Genomic DNA, 16,550 nt, shown 5'->3' with positions numbered 1-16,550 from the left:
ATCGCAACCAAGCCGAATGCAAGGGGGACAGCAGTGAATGAAATCGGGTATGCGAACAAACGCGTTCTCATCACAGGAGGGACCGGATCGTTCGGTCACACCGTGGCGGAGAAGCTCCTGTCTCGGGACGTCGGCGAAGTGCGCATCCTCAGCCGCGACGAAGCGAAGCAAGACCTCATGCGTCACGAGTTGCACGACTCCCGTGTGCGCTTCTACGTCGGTGACGTCCGCGATTACGGAAGCGTCGAGCGGGCGACCCGCGACGTCGACTACGTCTTCCACGCGGCGGCGCTCAAGCAGGTTCCCTCGTGCGAGTTCTTCCCGATGGAAGCCGTGAAGACGAACATCCTCGGAAGCGAGAACGTCGTTCGGGCATCAGAGTCCGCCGGGGTCCGCTCGCTCGTGTGCCTGAGCACCGACAAGGCCGTGTACCCGGTGAATGCCATGGGGATGAGCAAGGCGATGATGGAGAAGGTCGCGCAGTCCCATGGCCTCAACAATCCGAATGCGGAGACCACGGTCGCATGTGTGCGCTACGGAAACGTGATGTATTCGCGAGGCTCCGTCATCCCGCTGTTCATACGCCAGCTCAAGGCCGGAGCCCCGCTCACGTTGACCAACCCCGGGATGACCAGGTTCATGATGTCCCTGGCTCAGTCCGTGGATCTCGTCGAGTTCGCGTTCCAGAACGCCGAGCAGGGCGACCTCTTCATTCGGAAGGCGCCGGCCAGCACGATCGGCGACCTGGCCGCCGCATTGGCGAACCTGTTCCGCGTCGACCTCCAGGTCGAGGTGATCGGCACCCGGCATGCGGAGAAGGTCTCGGAGGTGCTGGCTAGCCGTGAGGAGTTGGCGCGCTCGAGCGACCGCGGGGACTACTTCAAGATCTCGGCCGACAAGCGGAACCTCAACTACAGCGTCTATGTCGAGAAGGGCGACACGACGCAGACCGAATACGCCGACTACGATTCGCACACCACGACGCGTCTCTCGGTGGCCGAGATCGAGGGGCTCCTGCTCGAACTCCCCGAGGTCAGAGCCGAGCTTCAGGCCGCCGGAATCGAACCGGAACACGCGGTGGTGGCGTGACGATCGCTCTCACCGGGGCCGGCGGGTTCCTCGGATGGCACACACGATGCGCCGCACACGCTTCGGGGCTGACGACCCGGCGCGTGGAGGTAGGAGACGGGTTCGACATCGACACCGCATCCGACGCGGTCTCGGGAGCCACCCGCCTTGTGCATCTCGCAGGAGTCAATCGCGCATCGGACAACGACATCCTCGAAGGGAATCTCCTCTTCGCGCGACAAACCGCCGACGCGCTTCTGAATGCCAGCGCGCCGCCGGCGATCGTGCTCTTCGCAAACTCGACTCAGGCCGGGAATGGAACGGTCTATGCAGAGGCGAAGGCGCGAGCCGCCGCCGTCCTCGCCGCCGCCGCCGAGAAGGCGGGCGTCGAGTTCATCGACGTACGACTTCCGAACCTGTTCGGTGAACACGGACGCCCGTTCTACAACTCCGTGGTGGCGACCTTCAGCCACCAGCTGGCGGTCGGCGAGCCGCCCCGCATTCATGAGGATCGTGAGCTGACGCTTCTGCACGCGCAGAACGCGGCCGACGCCCTCCTCGGCGTCGCCAGTCCGGAAGCGGCCGAGCGTGCCGGAACGACGGAGACGGTCTCCGGGGTCCTGTCGCGGCTGACGACGATGGCGGATACCTATGGCCGCGGCGAGATCCCCGACTTGTCCTCGCCCTTCGATCGGGACCTCTTCAACACCTATCGCGCGGCGGCATTCGACACGACGACTCCGCTGCCCCTCCGGCGGCACGCGGATGCTCGGGGATCGTTCTTCGAGATAGTGAGACACCATGGCGGTCCGGGCCAATCCTCGTTCTCGACGACGGCCCCCGGCGTCACCCGCGGTCAGCACTACCATCGCCGCAAGGTGGAACGCTTCACCGTGCTCTCCGGGGAGGCCGTCATCGCACTACGGCGCTTGTTCACCACGGAGGTGCTCGAGTTCCGCGCCGGCAGCGATTCCCCTCTGAGCATCGACATGCCGACAATGTGGGCGCACAACATCACGAACATCGGCGACTCCACCCTCTACACCTCGTTCTGGGCCGACGAACTGTTCGACCCGGAACGACCCGACACCGTCCCGGAGGACGTATGACCACTCGCCGACTGAAGGTGCTCACGGTCGTGGGAACCCGTCCGGAGATCATCCGCTTGGCTGCCACGATCAAACGCCTCGACAAAGCCACAGACCATGTGCTGGTGCACACGGGTCAGAACTACGACTACGAGCTCAACGAGGTGTTCTTCGAGGATCTCGGGCTCCGCCGCCCCGACCACTTCCTGGAGGCCGACACGAGTTCGCTCGGTGCGGTTCTCGGCTCGGTGCTCGCGAAGGTGGAGACCGTGCTGCTCGAAGAGGCTCCGGATGCCGTCCTCGTGCTCGGCGACACCAACAGCTGTATCAGTGCGCTCATGGCCCGCCGAATGAAGATTCCGGTGTACCACATGGAGGCCGGCAACCGGAGCTTCGACGAGAACGTACCGGAAGAGGTCAACCGCCGCATGGTCGACCACGTCTCCGACTACAACCTGGTGTACACCGAGCACGCTCGCCGCAACCTGCTCGCAGAAGGCATTCATCCGTCTCGCATCGTGCTGACCGGGTCGCCTATGCGAGAGGTGCTGGCGGCGAACGCGACGGCGATCGATGCCAGCGACGTCCTTGATCGGCAGGATCTGACCGAGAGCGGGTACTTCCTCGTCAGCCTTCACCGTGAGGAGAACGTCGACAACCTCGAGCGGCTCGCTTCCGTGCTTCACGCATTGGGCAGCCTGGCGGACGAGTACGACGTGCCCGTGCTGGTGTCGACTCACCCACGCACGCGAAAGCGCCTGGAGTCGCTGCCTCACGAGGCGAAGGAGAAGCTGCGACTCCATCCGCCCTTCGGTTTCAACGACTACGTCAAGCTGCAGCAGTGCGCCAGACTCGTGCTCTCGGACAGCGGCACGATCAGCGAGGAGTCGAGCATCCTCGGGTTCCCCGCCGTGACCCTGCGCGATGCGATCGAGCGCCCCGAGGCGCTCGACGCGGGAGCGATCGTCTTGGCCGGAGTCGAGACCGACGACATACTCCGCGCGGTCGATCATGTGCTCGAGCGGTGGCAGCGTCGGGAGCTTCCGGGCCTGCCCTCGGGATACGAGATCGACGACACATCATCACGCGTCACCGCGTTCATCCTGTCGACTGCGACTCGGCACCACGCGCGAGCAGGCATCCACCGATGACGAACGTGCCGGAAGGTGCCGCGTGTCGTTGAAGCGTTCAGCACTCGCGAGTCGGCTCGGTGCGCTCAGGGCGATCTCTGCGCGCGTCGGCTCCCTCCTCGCGAGCTTCTTGCTGACGATCACCGTCGCCCGTCTGCTGGATCCGACGGGAAGCGGGGTCTTCTTCCTCATTCTGACGAGCCTGGCCGTGCTGGCCACGTTCGGCCGTCTCGGCACCGACAACCTTGCGCTCAAGCTCACCTCCGGCGGTGGCGCAGCCGTGCGCCGGGAGGTGCTTCGCCTCTTCGGCATCTGCATCGCCGGCGGCCTGGCCGCCTTCGTCATCTCGCTTCTCGTCGTAGCCGTGTTCAGGCTCTCGTTCCCGTCCCTTCCGTTTTCCATCGCTCTCATCGCCGCGAGCGCGAGCATCCCTCAAGCGCTGGCCGTACTGTCCGGCGCGATACTGCGTGGCCTGGGGCGGCTCGGCGCGGGCACGATGGCCGAGCTCGGCTCGATACCGATTCTCACGCTGGTCATAGTTCTCACCACGGCCGCAGCCGGAACCGCGACACTGACAGCGGCCGTGGCGGCTCTGACGGCCGCCTCGTGGATGACTGCCGCCTGGTCTGTGCCCGCCGCCCTCGGGGCGCTTCGCCGCACGGCGGATCGCCAGGGCACGGTTGAACGGACTGCCGGGGCGCTCCCCCGATTCCTCCGAAGGAATGCGCTCTCCTTGTTCTCGATGATGGGGACATCGTTGCTGTTCTACGTGCTGACGTGGGCCCCGCAGTACGTTCTCAGCGCGACGAGTGGAACGAGCAGCGTCGCGCTCTACACCGTGGCGGCCCGGCTGGCCGCTTTCATCTCACTGTGGCCCTCGATCCAGGTCTCATATCTCGCACCCGCCTTCGCGAGGCTCTACCACCACGCCGAGATCGAATCTCTCAGTGACTTGTGCAACCGCGCGGCACGACAGGCCTCTGCCGTCTCCCTTCTCCCGGTGCTCGTGTTGACCATCGGGGCGGATCCGGTGCTGACGATCCTCTACGGTGCGCGGTACGCCTCCGCCGCCCTCCCCCTGATCCTTCTCGCAGCAGCAGGCTTTCTCGTGATTCCCTTCGGGCAGGTCAATCAGCTCATGCTCCTCTGCGGATTGGAGGGTCGTGCACTCTCCCTCAACGGCGTGGTGCTTCTCGCGTGGGCGACGTTGGGCGTTCTGATCGGCTACGGCCTGGGGCTCACGGGAGTCTGCGCGTTCGCGCTGATCTCCTCGGTCGCCTACTCCGCATTGTCGGCGCTGCTCCTGCGCAAGGTTCGGGGGATCCGGTCGTTCGTCAGGGTGTAGTGGCCGGCTCTCAGGCTCGACACGGCCGACCTGAGCGGCAGACCGTCCCGAAGGCGCCAAGGGGCCTCTACCGTGGACGCATGGGGAGAACGATGGGGTGGTATGCGGTCGCTGCCGCCGCTGGCGGGGTGCTGACCTGGCTGGCACTCTCAGCACCCGTCGTCGCCGCCATGATCGCCGGAGCCTGCATCTACGCGATCCTCCTCCACAAGCTCGGCGTCTGGCGGACTATGGTCGCCACCTCGGTGGCCGTGTCCGTGCTCCGCTCCGGCCCGATGCTGCCCTTTTTGAACGGCAGCATCTGGTATGCGCTCCAGTTCGGCCCTCTGGTGATCGCCGCAGGCATCACCATCTTCAGCAGCAAGGCCGCCCCGAGCCGCCGCGTGGACCGCGCGCTGGTCGCGTTCCTGCTTCTCTACGCGGCTTGGGCAATCGCCACCACCGGCTTCAGCATCACTCCAGGTGACACACTCAGCCAAGCGCTGCTCTTGTTCGGCGTCACGCTGTTCCTGGTCCTCACCTACACGCGGCGTTGGGTAGACGTCGACGTGATCCGGGGCGATCTGCTGGTGCTCTTCTGGACGCTCAGCGTCTTGCAGGCAGTGGGAGTGATCGGTCTGCTCGCCGGCCAGTCATGGCCGCTCGATCCCGACTACGGCCGCTACCGGGGGCTCTTCTCCAACGCCAACTACGCCGGTATCGTCTCAGCCGCGATGATCATGCTCGGTGTCTACCTGCTCCGCTACGCCGTGCGACGCATCGCCATCGTCTGCGCACTCGCCGTGCTGTTGGTCGGGATGATCGCATCCGGTTCACGGGGCGCGATTCTCGCTCTCGTGGTCGGCATCCTCGTGCTGTTGCTGGCGCGCACCGCTCGAAGAGTCATCGTCCCGCTGCTGCTCAGTGCCGGGTTCATCATCGTGATCGTCGTGATCGCGGCACCACAGGTCCTGACACCGCTGAGCACGTTCTTCCGCCGTGACCCTTCGGTCGCCAACGATCCGACCTCGGGACGCCTGACCATCTACGAGACGCTGCTGGCTCGATTCACGAAGGCACCGATCACGGGGACCGGCTATCACACCACGGATGCCGTCACGGGCGGTCTCGCAGCGCACGACACCTACCTTTCGGTACTCTCCCAGACCGGCATCCTGGGCTTCGTGGTGTTCCTGAGCCTGATCATCGCCATCATCCTGGCGTCGCGCTCTGGCAGCGCGCCACGACCGCTGGTGAGCGTGGCCGTGACCGTAGCGGTGATCGAACTCACCGAGTCCTCGATATACGGATTCGGCGGTCCCACCGCGCTGACGTTCTGGCTGCTCGTCCTCGCGTTCGCAGCGCAAGGCCGTTTCCTCCGCGCCAAGGCTGGTCAGCTGGTGCGCGCATCGCCCGAACTCGACTCGTTCGGGCTCGGAGTGCCGCCCTCCTCGACGGCGAGTCCCTTGAGCCGCTGAACAGCCTCGGCCACGGAGAGTTCCCGCTCGTAGAGGATGCGCGCTCGCTTCGATCGCTCTACGAGGGATCCCCGTTCGTGTTCGCCGGCCAGCTCCGCTATCGCCCCGGCCAGTTCGACGGCATCGCCGGCCGGCACCGAGAGGCCTGCACCGGCGTCGCAGACCAGGGATCCGGCATCCGAGGACCTCTCCACGCACACGATCACCGGGAGCCCTACGCCTGAATACTCGGCGATCTTCGAGGGAAAGGTGGGTGGCGATACGCCGGGTACTGTCACCGCAATTCCCACGTGCACGGTCGCCAAGAGCTTTCGGTATTCATCGCGCGGAAGCGCGCCGAGCAGGGTCGTGTTGTGAAGTGCCAGCGATGCCGACATGTCTTCGAGTGCGCCTCGAGTCGGCCCGCTTCCTACGATCAAAAGTTCGATTTCGACCCCCTCTCGCTGCAGAATCGCCGCCGCTTCCAGAAGTGTGCCGACCCCACGTCCCAACGTCAGCTGGCCGCCGAACACAACAGTGAAGTTCTGGCGTTTGCGCACGTCGTCGGGAATGTCTATCGCTGCCCATGGCGGGATTATGGTCGTCGCATTTCGTGCGGACGGGTGATACGAGTGGAAAAAGGCTTCGTTCGCCGGTGACATCAGCGCCACGACATCCGCCTGACGGAATGTCATTGCCTCGACCGCCCGAAGAATTCTGGCGGGCGACCAACGCGGGATGCGTCCGATCTCCAATTGATGAACGGGAAAGAAGTCCCAGAGGATGAATACCGCTCGGCGTGCGATGTTCGCGGCCCGAAGACGCGCCGGGAATCCCCACGAGAACAAGCCGATAGATGTGTAGATGCACAGGTCATATCGGTGTCGGCGAACATGACGGATACCCCGGGTATGCAGTCCCACGATCGTGTTCAAGAAGCCCAGCGCTTTTCCCCAGGGGCCGCCGAATAGCCGGGCGGGTCCCACGCTCATGACGCGAACGCGACCATCCTCCACCAGCGAGATCCCCCGCGGCCGCGCCGTTTTCGTGTCATGGAGAATCACGTCGACCCGGTCGCCCCGCGCGGCGAATTCGTGGGTCAGATCGTCGAGGAGCCATGGATTGGTTCGCGGTCCAGCGAAGTTCCCCGTCACGATCAATACGCGCATGACACTCCCGCCCATCCGCGGTCAGCGCTCCGGCAGCGGCGCGCTGCCCTGACCCAGCTGCTCACCGTAGAGTCCGCGTTCCTGCTGAAACGTGTGCAGCGACTCGATCCAGCACCGCGGTATCGGCCCCATTCGTGCGCAGTCGGTGCTCCCAGCGCACATGGTCCAGTAGGTCCGGCGCCATCGGCATGATGCGGGTGTGCGAGATCTTCGGATGCTTGGGTCGCATGTCGCTCTCGTCGATGCCCACCAGATCTTCATGCAGCTTCTCACCGTCGCGAAGTCCGGTGAACACGATCTCGATGTCCTTGCCGCTCGTTGCGATCATCCGTTCCGCGATGTCGAGGATCCGCACCGGCTCGCCCATGTCGAGGATCAGCACCTCTCCGGGTTCGCCGATGCCACCGGCTTGCACGACGAGCTGACACGCCTCTGGAATGGTCATGAAGTAGCGCGTCACATCCGGATGGGTGATCGTCAGCGGGCCTCCGGACTCGATGAGGCTCTGGAAAGTGGGAAGCATGGAGCCACGGCTTCCGATCACATTGCCGAATCGCACCGAGAGGTATCGAACGCCGGCTCTCTCCGCCGCCCAAGCCGTGAGCTTCTCACCGACGCGCTTCGAATGCCCCAGAACGCTCGTCGGGTTGGCCGCCTTGTCCGTGGAGATGTTGACGAAGACTGTGGTGCCGGCATCCATCGCCGCGCGCAAGACGTTGAGCGTGCCAAGGACGTTCGTCTTCCACGCCTCGTCGGGATACTGCGCCAACATGGGGAGGTGCTTCAACGCCGCTGCGTGGAAGACGACCTCGGGGCGACGGTGCGTGAAGATCTCGCCGAGTGCCGCACTGTCCCTGATGTCGGCCAGCACGACATCAGGGGTGTTGAGCAGTCCGTGGCCGAAGACGCTGAGCTGCGTTCCCTGCAGACCGGTCTCATCCCTGTCGAGCATGATCAGCTCGCGGGGGCCGAAGCGCGAGATCTGGCGGCACAGCTCGGAGCCGATCGATCCCCCGGCACCGGTGACCAGGACGCGCCTGTCTGTGATGTATCCGGCTATCGAGGCGACATCCGTCTCCACCGGATGACGGCCGATCAGGTCCTCGATCGCAATGTCACGGATGTCGGCAGGCGAACGCTTGCCCATCAGCACTTCGTCGAGCGTGGGAAGCACCTTGACCTCGAGGCCCGCGGCCGCCGCCTTGTCAGCTGCCGTGCGCAGGAACTTGGCATCTGCGCGAGCGACAGCGACGATGAGCACCTCGGCGCCGGTTCGCTCAGCGATTGCGGCCAGCTCTTCTCCTGTGCCCTGCACCGGTACACCGCGCAGTTGCCGCGCCCTGACCGCCGGATCGTCATCGATGATCCCGACCGGAACCAACGATGAGTACTTGTCGGCCAGCATCCGCCGCACGAGGTTCGCACCCATCTCACCCGCGCCATAGACGAGGGTCGGTTTCGCGTTCACCCCAGGACGGCCCAGCTTCTCCACATACAGCCGTTTGACGTAGCGCACCGCTCCCATGAGTACGAATGCGAACGGAAGCGCGCCGAAGACGATGCTGCGGGCGAGGCCGACGTACGTGCCGATGATCGCAAGGGGTATCCCGCAGATCAGCGCCGTGATGAGCACCGTGTAGAGGAGCGCTCGCACCTCCTCGAAGCTGCCGTAGGTGTAGCGACCGCGGTACAGCGAGAAGCCGGCACCGGTCATCGCCTGCACGACGACCAAGACGGCACAGAGAACGACCACCGTCGGCCAGGAGGTCTGCGTGATCGCCCCGTCGTACCTGAGCTCGATCGCCACGAGCACCGCGACGATCCACGAGAGCCCGTCGATCACGACCTGAGACCCGAACCGCACGGCCAGTGACGAGCCGCGGCGAGCGGTCTCTACCCGAACGCGCTCGCTGAACAACTTGTGATTCATTTCAGTCCCCCTACTGCAATGAATGACGGACGCCACGGTGAGCGCCCTATAGACACTGTGCGGCTCGGTGCTAGTGCGGAACGGGCGCCGACATGGCCCGACGCACTGCGGTCGCCGCCGACTGCACCGCCTCCAGGATGACGCGCGCCGATTCCTCGTAGACCTCGTCGCTCTGCCGAAATGGGTCGACCACGTCGTCATCGTCAGGATTCTCGAGGAGCTCCGCGACGCCGCGATTGGATGCCATGATCGCGATCAGGGTGCTCGCCCGTGCGCCGGCATCGTCTCCGGCGGCTATTTCTGCCTCATCGTCGATATTGAGCGTGGCGGGCAGACGGGCGAACTCGCGCAACGTGAAAGTGAAGTGGGATGCCCGCGGCAGGGACTCCACCACCCGACGACGATGCTCCCGCTCGGCGGTGAGCACGAGGTCGGCGTCTCTGATCTGCTCCACCGTCAGCTGCCGAGCGCGGTGCGAGCCGGGATCTCCCCCGAACCGTTCCGCGTAGCTCGCAGCTCGGTCGTCCATGGGCCGCCCGACCAGGGCCTCGGTGCCCGCGCTGCCGACCCGAACGTCCATCCCGGCGAGCAGCGAACGCAGAAACTGCTCGGCCAAGGGTGACCGGCAGACATTCCCCGTGCAGACCACGAGGATGCGGAACTCGCTCATGCCCGCGCTGTCCTGCGTGATGCCCGGGGCTTCGCCGGAGTTTCCTCTGCGGGGTCGTGGTCGATTCCGTAGCCGTACTGGCCGTACCCGTACGAATCGGGCCCCCTGGTGGGCAGCATCGTGATCACCAGGCCCACGAGCCGACTTCCCGCGTGTTCCAGAGCACGCGCGGCCCCGGCGAGCTCGTTCTTCTTCGTCTTGCCCGACGAGACCGTGATGATGGCGCCACCGGTCATCTTGCTCACGACCGCGGCATCCGTGACCAGAAGCAGGGGCGGCGTGTCCAGCAGCACGTAGTCGAATGTGCCGGTGAGAGTCTCGAGCAGTTTGGCCATCGATCGCGATCCAAGAAGTTCACTCGGGTTCGGCGGAATGCGTCCCGATGGCAATACGTACAGCTGCGCACGACCCCACTTCTGAATGACGTCGGCCAGTTCCGCACGCCCGATGAGCACGTCGGTAAGACCGACGGCGCCCTCGATGCCCATATATTCTGCGATCTTCGGCAGCCGAAGATCGGCGTCGACGAGTGCGACCTTGGCGCCCGTCTCGGCGAGAGTCATCGCGAGGTTCGCAGCCGTCGTGCTCTTGCCCTCTCCGGGCACCGAGCTGGTGATCACATAGCTTCGCGGGTGGTCACCGACGTTGACGAACTGCAGGTTCGTGCGCAGGCTGCGGAACGACTCTGCGCGTGGATTGTGCGGATCGGTATGGACGATGAGCGGACGCTTCTGTGCGTTCGGGTCCAGGCTGATGCCACCGAGAATCGGGCGATCGGTGATCTGCTCGACGTCGTGGGACGAGTGGATGCGTGTGTCGAGCACACTGCGCATGATCGCGGCCGCCACGCCCACCGCGAGGCCGATGAGCAGACCGAGCACGAGGTTCAGCGGGACGTTCGGGCTGGAGGGAGCCGTCGGCACCATGGCCTCTTGCACAGTCTGAACGTTCACGAGGCTGACGCCGCCCGCCGGCTTCTCCAGCTGGTTGCTGACGACGTATGCCATGTTCTGGCCAACGGAGTTCGCGATCTTCGCCGCCAACGCCGGATCGTTCTCCGTCACCGTGATGTCGATCAGCACCGTATTGAGCGGGGACTGCGCGGTGACCCTCCCGGCGAGCTGGCTCGACGTCGTGTGCAGGTCGAGATCTTTGATCACCCGATCGAGTACGAGGGAGCTGCTGACGACACTCACATAGCTGGTCACCGCCTGCTGAGCGAAGCTCGTTCCCTGCACGAGATCGCTGGCGCCGCCGGTTCCGTTGCGTACCGAGACATAGAGTTCTGTCTTGGCTTGATAGTGCTTCGTCGCGACCAGTGAATACCCAGCCGCAATAGCGATACCGACGAGGATGCACGCCACGATGAGGATCCAGCTCTTATGAAGAATTCTCAGATAGTCACGTAATTCCAACGCGCCAATACCCCCGAACTTACGACCCGTTCCGTGAAAAGCCTGCGCATTCTCTCGCGCCCCAAACGCGGATGCAGGTACACGGCTCCGGGCTCAGATTACCTTTCCGGACATTGATTCCGAGGCTTCACCACGAAAGTCCACACTCGTGACACGCGAAAAGGGGCCAGACCCGAAGGCCTGGCCCCTTTCGAGATCGAGTCCGAAGGTCTCGACTTGGTCGAGATCTCGTCCGAAGTCCCGACCGAATCGAGATCTCGTCCGAGGTCCCGACCGAGTCAAGATCTCGACATGGCGGCTTCGCCGCCTGCTCGATCTGAGTCGTGAGGGCTCAACGCGCTTCGCGCATTGAGCCCTCCCGACTCACTTGATGATCTTGGTCACCGTTCCGGCGCCGACGGTGCGTCCACCCTCACGGATGGCGAAGCCGAGGCCCTCCTCCATGGCGATCGGCTGGATCAGCTCGACCGTCATGTCGGTGGTGTCACCGGGCATGACCATCTCGGTGCCCTCGGGCAGCGAGATCACGCCGGTGACGTCGGTGGTGCGGAAGTAGAACTGCGGACGGTAGTTCGCGTAGAACGGGTTGTGGCGTCCACCCTCGTCCTTGGACAGGATGTACGCGGTGCCCTCGAACTGCGTGTGCGGCGTGACCGAGCCGGGCTTCGCCACGACCTGGCCGCGCTCGACATCCTCACGCTTGGTGCCGCGCAGCAGCAGACCACAGTTCTCGCCGGCCCACGCCTCGTCGAGCTGCTTGTGGAACATCTCGATGCCCGTGACCGTGGTCTTCTGCGTCGGGCGGATGCCGACGATCTCGACCTCGGAGTTGATCGCGAGCGTGCCACGCTCGGCGCGGCCCGTCACGACGGTGCCACGGCCGGTGATCGTGAAGACGTCTTCGATCGGCATCAGGAACGGCTTGTCACGGTCGCGCACCGGGTCGGGGATCGACTCGTCGACGGCGTCCATGAGGTCGAGGACGGACTGCGTCCACTTCTCGTCGCCCTCGAGAGCCTTCAGGCCCGAAACACGCACGACGGGAGCGTTGTCCCCGTCGAAGCTCTGGCTCGACAGGAGGTCGCGAACCTCGAGCTCGACGAGCTCCAGGATCTCCTCGTCGTCGACCATGTCGGCCTTGTTCAGCGCGACGAGCAGGTAGGGCACGCCGACCTGCTTGGCGAGCAGAACGTGCTCACGAGTCTGTGCCATGGGGCCGTCGGTCGCCGCGACCACGAGGATCGCGCCGTCCATCTGAGCGGCACCGGTGATCATGTTCTTGATGTAGTCGGCGTGACCCGGGGCGTCGACGTGCGCGTAGTGGCGCTTCGGGGTCTCGTACTCGACGTGCGAGATGTTGATCGTGATACCGCGCTGGCGCTCCTCGGGAGCGGAGTCGATGGATGCGAAGTCACGGGGGACGTTCACATTCGACGGGTACTTGTCAGCGAGCACCTTCGAGATCGCCGCAGTAAGCGTCGTCTTTCCGTGGTCGACGTGACCGATCGTTCCGATGTTGACGTGCGGCTTGGTCCGCTCGAACTTGGCCTTAGCCACTGTGCGTCCTCCTCAGGACTCTCGTGTAGAAGCTGCGGGCGGCGTTGACCGGCCGGACATTCTACGGGGATCAGATATATGTTACGGGATGTTGCTGGCGGGTCGAACTCGACGGTTTCGATTCGCTGGTTTCGACAAGCTCAACCAACGGGACCGGCCGGTGCTACTCGCCCTTGGCCTTCTGGATGATCTCGTCGGCCACAGCCTTCGGGACCTCCGCGTAGCTCTCGAACGACATGGAGTAGACGGCCCGGCCGGAGGTCTTCGAACGAAGGTCTCCGATGTAGCCGAACATCTCCGACAGCGGCACGTGCGCGCGCACCACCTTCACGCCCTGAGCATCCTCCATGGCCTGGATCTGACCACGGCGCGAGTTCAGGTCGCCGATCACGTCACCCATGTACTCCTCGGGTGTGCGCACCTCGACCGCCATCAGCGGCTCGAGCAGTACAGGGCTGGCCTTGCGAGCGGCCTCCTTGTACGCCATCGAACCGGCGATCTTGAACGCCATCTCGGACGAGTCCACCTCGTGGTAGCCACCGTCGAGCAGCGTCGCCTTGACACCAACGGTCGGGTAGCCGGCGAGCACGCCGACCTGCATCGCATCCTGGATGCCCGCGTCGACCGAGGGGATGTACTCGCGCGGAACGCGGCCACCCGTGACCTTGTTCTCGAACTCGTACGTCGTCTCCGCCGTGACCTCCAGTGGCGTGAGGGCGATCTGCACCTTCGCGAACTGGCCGGATCCACCGGTCTGCTTCTTGTGGGTGTAGTCGTGACGCTCGACGGTCTTGCGGATGGTCTCGCGGTACGCCACCTGGGGCTTGCCGACGTTGGCCTCGACGTGGAACTCCCGCTTCATGCGGTCGACCAGGATGTCCAGGTGCAGCTCGCCCATGCCGCCGATGACGGTCTGCCCGGTCTCCTGGTCCTGCTCGACGCGGAACGTCGGGTCTTCTTCGGCCAGCTTCTGGATGGCTGTGCCCAGCTTCTCCTGGTCGGCCTTCGTCTTCGGCTCGATCGCGACCTTCAGCACAGGCTCCGGGAACGTCATCGACTCGAGCACGATCTGGTCGTGCGTGTCGCACAGCGTGTCACCGGTGGTGGTGTCCTTCAGGCCGATCACCGCGTAGATGTGGCCGGCGGTCACCGAGGGAACCGGGATCTCCTTGTTGGCGTGCATCTGGAAGATCTTTCCGATGCGCTCCTTCTTCTGCTTGGTCGAGTTGATGACCTGCGCACCGGAGTCCAGGTGACCCGAGTAGACGCGGATGTAGGTCAGGCGACCGAAGAAGGGGTGAACGGCGATCTTCGAGACGAGCGCGGCGAACGGCTCCTTGGCATCCGCGTGGCGCTCCAGCACCTTCTCGGGGTCGCGCACGTCGTGGCCCTGCACGGCAGGAACATCCAGCGGGCTGGGCAGGAAGTCGACGACCGCGTCGAGCATCGGCTGGACGCCGCGGTTCTTGAACGCCGAGCCGCACAGCACGGGGTAGATCTCGTTGTTCACCGTGAGCTTGCGGATGGCGCCCTTGATCTCGGGGACCGTGAGCTCCTCGCCACCGAAATACTTCTCCAGCAGTTCGTCGCTCGTCTCGGCGACGGTCTCCAGCAGTGCGTGCCGGTACTCCTCGGCCTTCTCCTTGAGGTTGGCCGGGATCTCCTCGATCTCGTAGTGGGCGCCCATGGTCACGTCGCCCTTGGCGTCGCCCGGCCACACCAAGGCGCGCATCTCGATCAGGTCCACGACGCCGACGAAGTCGTTCTCGCTACCGATCGGCAGCTGCAGCACGAGCGGCTTGGCACCCAGGCGGTTCACGATGGTGTCGACGGTGAAGTAGAAGTCGGCGCCCAGCTTGTCCATCTTGTTGACGAAGCAGATGCGCGGAACGTTGTACTTGTCGGCCTGACGCCACACGGTCTCGGACTGGGGCTCGACGCCCTCTTTGCCGTCGAACACGGCGACGGCACCGTCGAGGATGCGCAGGGACCGCTCCACCTCGACGGTGAAGTCCACGTGGCCGGGGGTGTCGATGATGTTGATCTGGTTCTTGTTCCAGAAGCACGTGACAGCGGCAGACGTGATCGTGATACCGCGTTCCTTCTCCTGCTCCATCCAGTCGGTGGTCGAGGCGCCGTCGTGCGTCTCGCCGATCTTGTGGTTGACGCCCGTGTAGAACAGGATGCGCTCGGTCGTGGTGGTCTTACCGGCATCGATGTGCGCCATGATGCCGATGTTGCGGACCTTCTTCAGGTCGGTGAGCACGTCTTGTGCCACGGGGATTCCTCCGGAGAAAGATTGGTGTGAGTTGCCGGCCGACTGAGCCGGCGCGCGGGGCGGGGAAGGGGCATCCTGCCGCCCCGTGCGTCCGTACAGTTACAACCCGTTACGGGAGGGAATTGTTCCGGCAACGGGGTGGATGGTCACTGCGCCGACCTTGCGGCCTTCGGCTGCTACCAGCGGTAGTGAGCGAAGGCGCGGTTCGACTCGGCCATCTTGTGCGTGTCTTCGCGACGCTTGACGGCGGCGCCGAGACCGTTGGAGGCATCCAGGATCTCGTTCATGAGACGCTCGGTCATCGTGCGCTCACGACGGGCCTTCGCGTAGCTGGTGAGCCAGCGCAGCGCGAGGGTGTTCGCGCGGTGCGGCTTGACCTCGACCGGCACCTGGTAGGTCGAACCGCCGACGCGGCGGCTCTTGACCTCGATGGTGGGACGCACGTTGTCGAGCGCCTTCTTGAGCGTGGCGACGGCATCCTGACCGTTCTTGGAAGAGACACCCTCGAGCGCGTCGTAGACGATGCTCTCGGCGAGCGACTTCTTGCCGTCTTTCAGAATCTTGTTCACCAGCTGGCTGACGACCGGAGCGCCGTAGACCGGATCGGCGACGACGGGGCGCTTGGGAGCGGGACCCTTGCGAGGCATTACTTCTTCTCCATCTTCGCGCCGTAGCGGCTGCGAGCCTGCTTGCGGTTCTTCACGGCCTGGGTGTCGAGGGCGCCACGGATGATCTTGTAGCGAACACCGGGCAGGTCCTTCACACGACCGCCGCGCACGAGCACCATCGAGTGCTCCTGCAGGTTGTGGCCCTCACCGGGGATGTACGCGGTGACCTCGGTACCGTTGGAGAGCTTGACGCGGGCGACCTTGCGGAGCGCCGAGTTCGGCTTCTTCGGCGTGGTCGTGTACACACGGGTGCACACGCCGCGCTGCTGCGGGTTGGCCTTGAGCGCCGGCGCCTTGGTCTTCGAGACCTTGGGCGTGCGGCCCTTGCGGACCAACTGCTGAATGGTTGGCACTGTTTCTCCTAGTTGTGCTGCACGGTGACAGCGTTGATGACTTTTCACATCGCGACCCACCGGATGCCGCAGAACAGCGACCTCTTTTGCTCGGCCGCCCGGGGGCGGCCTCTTAGTGTGGTGGGTATGCCGTGGGGGTGGCCCGCGAATGCAGGGCTCCCTGAACAGTGTGGTTTCGGATTGAGCTGGTCCCTCGTCCGCCTGGGCGGCGGGCACGGTTCAAGCGCGCACAGAGCGCACACCCGCAACAGCTTACTCGACGCAGCGTGGCGCTCCAAATGCGCGGCGGCCCGCCCGTCTGCGCACCGGCCCTCGTCGAGACTACGAATCCGCGCCGACACTACGAATCCGGTCGCGACACTATGAACTTGCGCCGAGACTTGGGACTTCGACCATAGCCTCGGCGTGAGTTTCGTAGTCTCGGCGGGATGCGCGGACGCGCC

General features: G+C 64.7%; 13 protein-coding genes. 5 read left to right on the top strand and 8 right to left on the bottom strand.

Annotation, left to right across the window (positions count from 1 at the left end; genetic code table 11):
* Positions 1 to 33 precede the first annotated feature (33 nt).
* The 5 genes from ACYVDK_RS07015 to ACYVDK_RS06995 all read left to right on the top strand — a co-directional run bounded on the left by ACYVDK_RS07015 (position 34) and on the right by ACYVDK_RS06995 (position 6,088).
* Positions 34 to 1,089, top strand: a complete 1,056-nt coding sequence (locus tag ACYVDK_RS07015; RefSeq protein WP_460519955.1) for a polysaccharide biosynthesis protein — start codon at positions 34 to 36, stop codon at positions 1,087 to 1,089.
* Entirely contained in the window at positions 1,086 to 2,177 is a 1,092-nt protein-coding gene (locus ACYVDK_RS07010; RefSeq protein WP_460519952.1) for a polysaccharide biosynthesis C-terminal domain-containing protein, read from the top strand. The genes ACYVDK_RS07015 and ACYVDK_RS07010 overlap by 4 nt, the downstream gene beginning before the upstream one ends.
* Positions 2,174 to 3,307 (top strand): UDP-N-acetyl glucosamine 2-epimerase, encoded by a 1,134-nt coding sequence (wecB, locus tag ACYVDK_RS07005; protein ID WP_460519949.1) that lies wholly within the window; start codon positions 2,174 to 2,176, stop codon positions 3,305 to 3,307. Before ACYVDK_RS07010 ends, wecB begins: the two co-directional genes overlap by 4 nt.
* 22 nt (positions 3,308 to 3,329) lie before the next feature.
* On the top strand, positions 3,330 to 4,631 hold the full coding sequence (locus ACYVDK_RS07000) for a lipopolysaccharide biosynthesis protein (RefSeq protein WP_460519946.1): 1,302 nt from the start codon (positions 3,330 to 3,332) through the stop codon (positions 4,629 to 4,631).
* 80 nt (positions 4,632 to 4,711) lie between these two features.
* A complete protein-coding gene (locus tag ACYVDK_RS06995; RefSeq protein ID WP_460519943.1) occupies positions 4,712 to 6,088 on the top strand; it encodes an O-antigen ligase family protein in 1,377 nt (458 codons plus the stop codon).
* Here ACYVDK_RS06995 and ACYVDK_RS06990 read toward each other — a convergent pair.
* From ACYVDK_RS06990 to rpsL, 8 genes are all read right to left on the bottom strand, one after another.
* On the bottom strand, positions 6,004 to 7,236 hold the full coding sequence (locus ACYVDK_RS06990) for a glycosyltransferase family 4 protein (RefSeq protein WP_460519941.1): 1,233 nt from the start codon (positions 7,234 to 7,236) through the stop codon (positions 6,004 to 6,006). The two genes, ACYVDK_RS06995 and ACYVDK_RS06990, sit on opposite strands and share 85 nt — an antisense overlap.
* A gap of 61 nt (positions 7,237 to 7,297) precedes the next feature.
* The gene (locus ACYVDK_RS06985; protein WP_460519938.1) at positions 7,298 to 9,166 is read right to left on the bottom strand and encodes a polysaccharide biosynthesis protein; all 1,869 of its coding nucleotides are present in this window, start codon (positions 9,164 to 9,166) and stop codon (positions 7,298 to 7,300) included.
* A 70-nt stretch (positions 9,167 to 9,236) separates the two neighbouring features.
* The gene (locus ACYVDK_RS06980; RefSeq protein WP_460519935.1) at positions 9,237 to 9,836 is read right to left on the bottom strand and encodes a low molecular weight phosphatase family protein; all 600 of its coding nucleotides are present in this window, start codon (positions 9,834 to 9,836) and stop codon (positions 9,237 to 9,239) included.
* On the bottom strand, positions 9,833 to 11,251 hold the full coding sequence (locus ACYVDK_RS06975) for a tyrosine-protein kinase domain-containing protein (RefSeq protein ID WP_460519932.1): 1,419 nt from the start codon (positions 11,249 to 11,251) through the stop codon (positions 9,833 to 9,835). The genes ACYVDK_RS06980 and ACYVDK_RS06975 overlap by 4 nt, the downstream gene beginning before the upstream one ends.
* 363 nt (positions 11,252 to 11,614) lie before the next feature.
* On the bottom strand, positions 11,615 to 12,808 hold the full coding sequence (gene tuf / locus ACYVDK_RS06970; RefSeq protein WP_460519929.1) for an elongation factor Tu: 1,194 nt from the start codon (positions 12,806 to 12,808) through the stop codon (positions 11,615 to 11,617).
* Positions 12,809 to 12,971: 163 nt separating this feature from the next.
* Entirely contained in the window at positions 12,972 to 15,086 is a 2,115-nt protein-coding gene (gene fusA / locus ACYVDK_RS06965; protein ID WP_460519926.1) for an elongation factor G, read from the bottom strand.
* Positions 15,087 to 15,262: 176 nt separating this feature from the next.
* A complete protein-coding gene (gene rpsG / locus ACYVDK_RS06960) occupies positions 15,263 to 15,733 on the bottom strand; it encodes a 30S ribosomal protein S7 (RefSeq protein WP_460519923.1) in 471 nt (156 codons plus the stop codon).
* Positions 15,733 to 16,107 carry a 30S ribosomal protein S12 gene (gene rpsL, locus ACYVDK_RS06955; protein WP_170024989.1) on the bottom strand — a complete coding sequence of 125 codons (375 nt, stop codon included), beginning with the start codon at positions 16,105 to 16,107 and terminating at the stop codon, positions 15,733 to 15,735. The genes rpsG and rpsL overlap by 1 nt, the downstream gene beginning before the upstream one ends.
* Positions 16,108 to 16,550 lie beyond the last annotated feature (443 nt).

The sequence above is a fragment of the Humibacter antri genome, assembly GCF_054777235.1.
Note: the sequence above shows the minus strand (reverse complement) of the source record. Positions and strands in the feature narration are given on the sequence as shown.

Bases quoted from the DNA above. Each gene is read 5' to 3' on its own strand.
- wecB (WP_460519949.1), top strand. From the start codon at position 2,174: ATGACCACTCGCCGACTGAAGGTGCTCACGGTCGTGGGAACCCGTCCG.
- ACYVDK_RS06995 (WP_460519943.1), top strand. From the start codon at position 4,712: ATGGGGAGAACGATGGGGTGGTATGCGGTCGCTGCCGCCGCTGGCGGG.
- ACYVDK_RS06990 (WP_460519941.1), bottom strand. From the start codon at position 7,236: ATGCGCGTATTGATCGTGACGGGGAACTTCGCTGGACCGCGAACCAAT.
- ACYVDK_RS06985 (WP_460519938.1), bottom strand. From the start codon at position 9,166: ATGAATCACAAGTTGTTCAGCGAGCGCGTTCGGGTAGAGACCGCTCGC.
- ACYVDK_RS06980 (WP_460519935.1), bottom strand. From the start codon at position 9,836: ATGAGCGAGTTCCGCATCCTCGTGGTCTGCACGGGGAATGTCTGCCGG.
- rpsG (WP_460519923.1), bottom strand. From the start codon at position 15,733: ATGCCTCGCAAGGGTCCCGCTCCCAAGCGCCCCGTCGTCGCCGATCCG.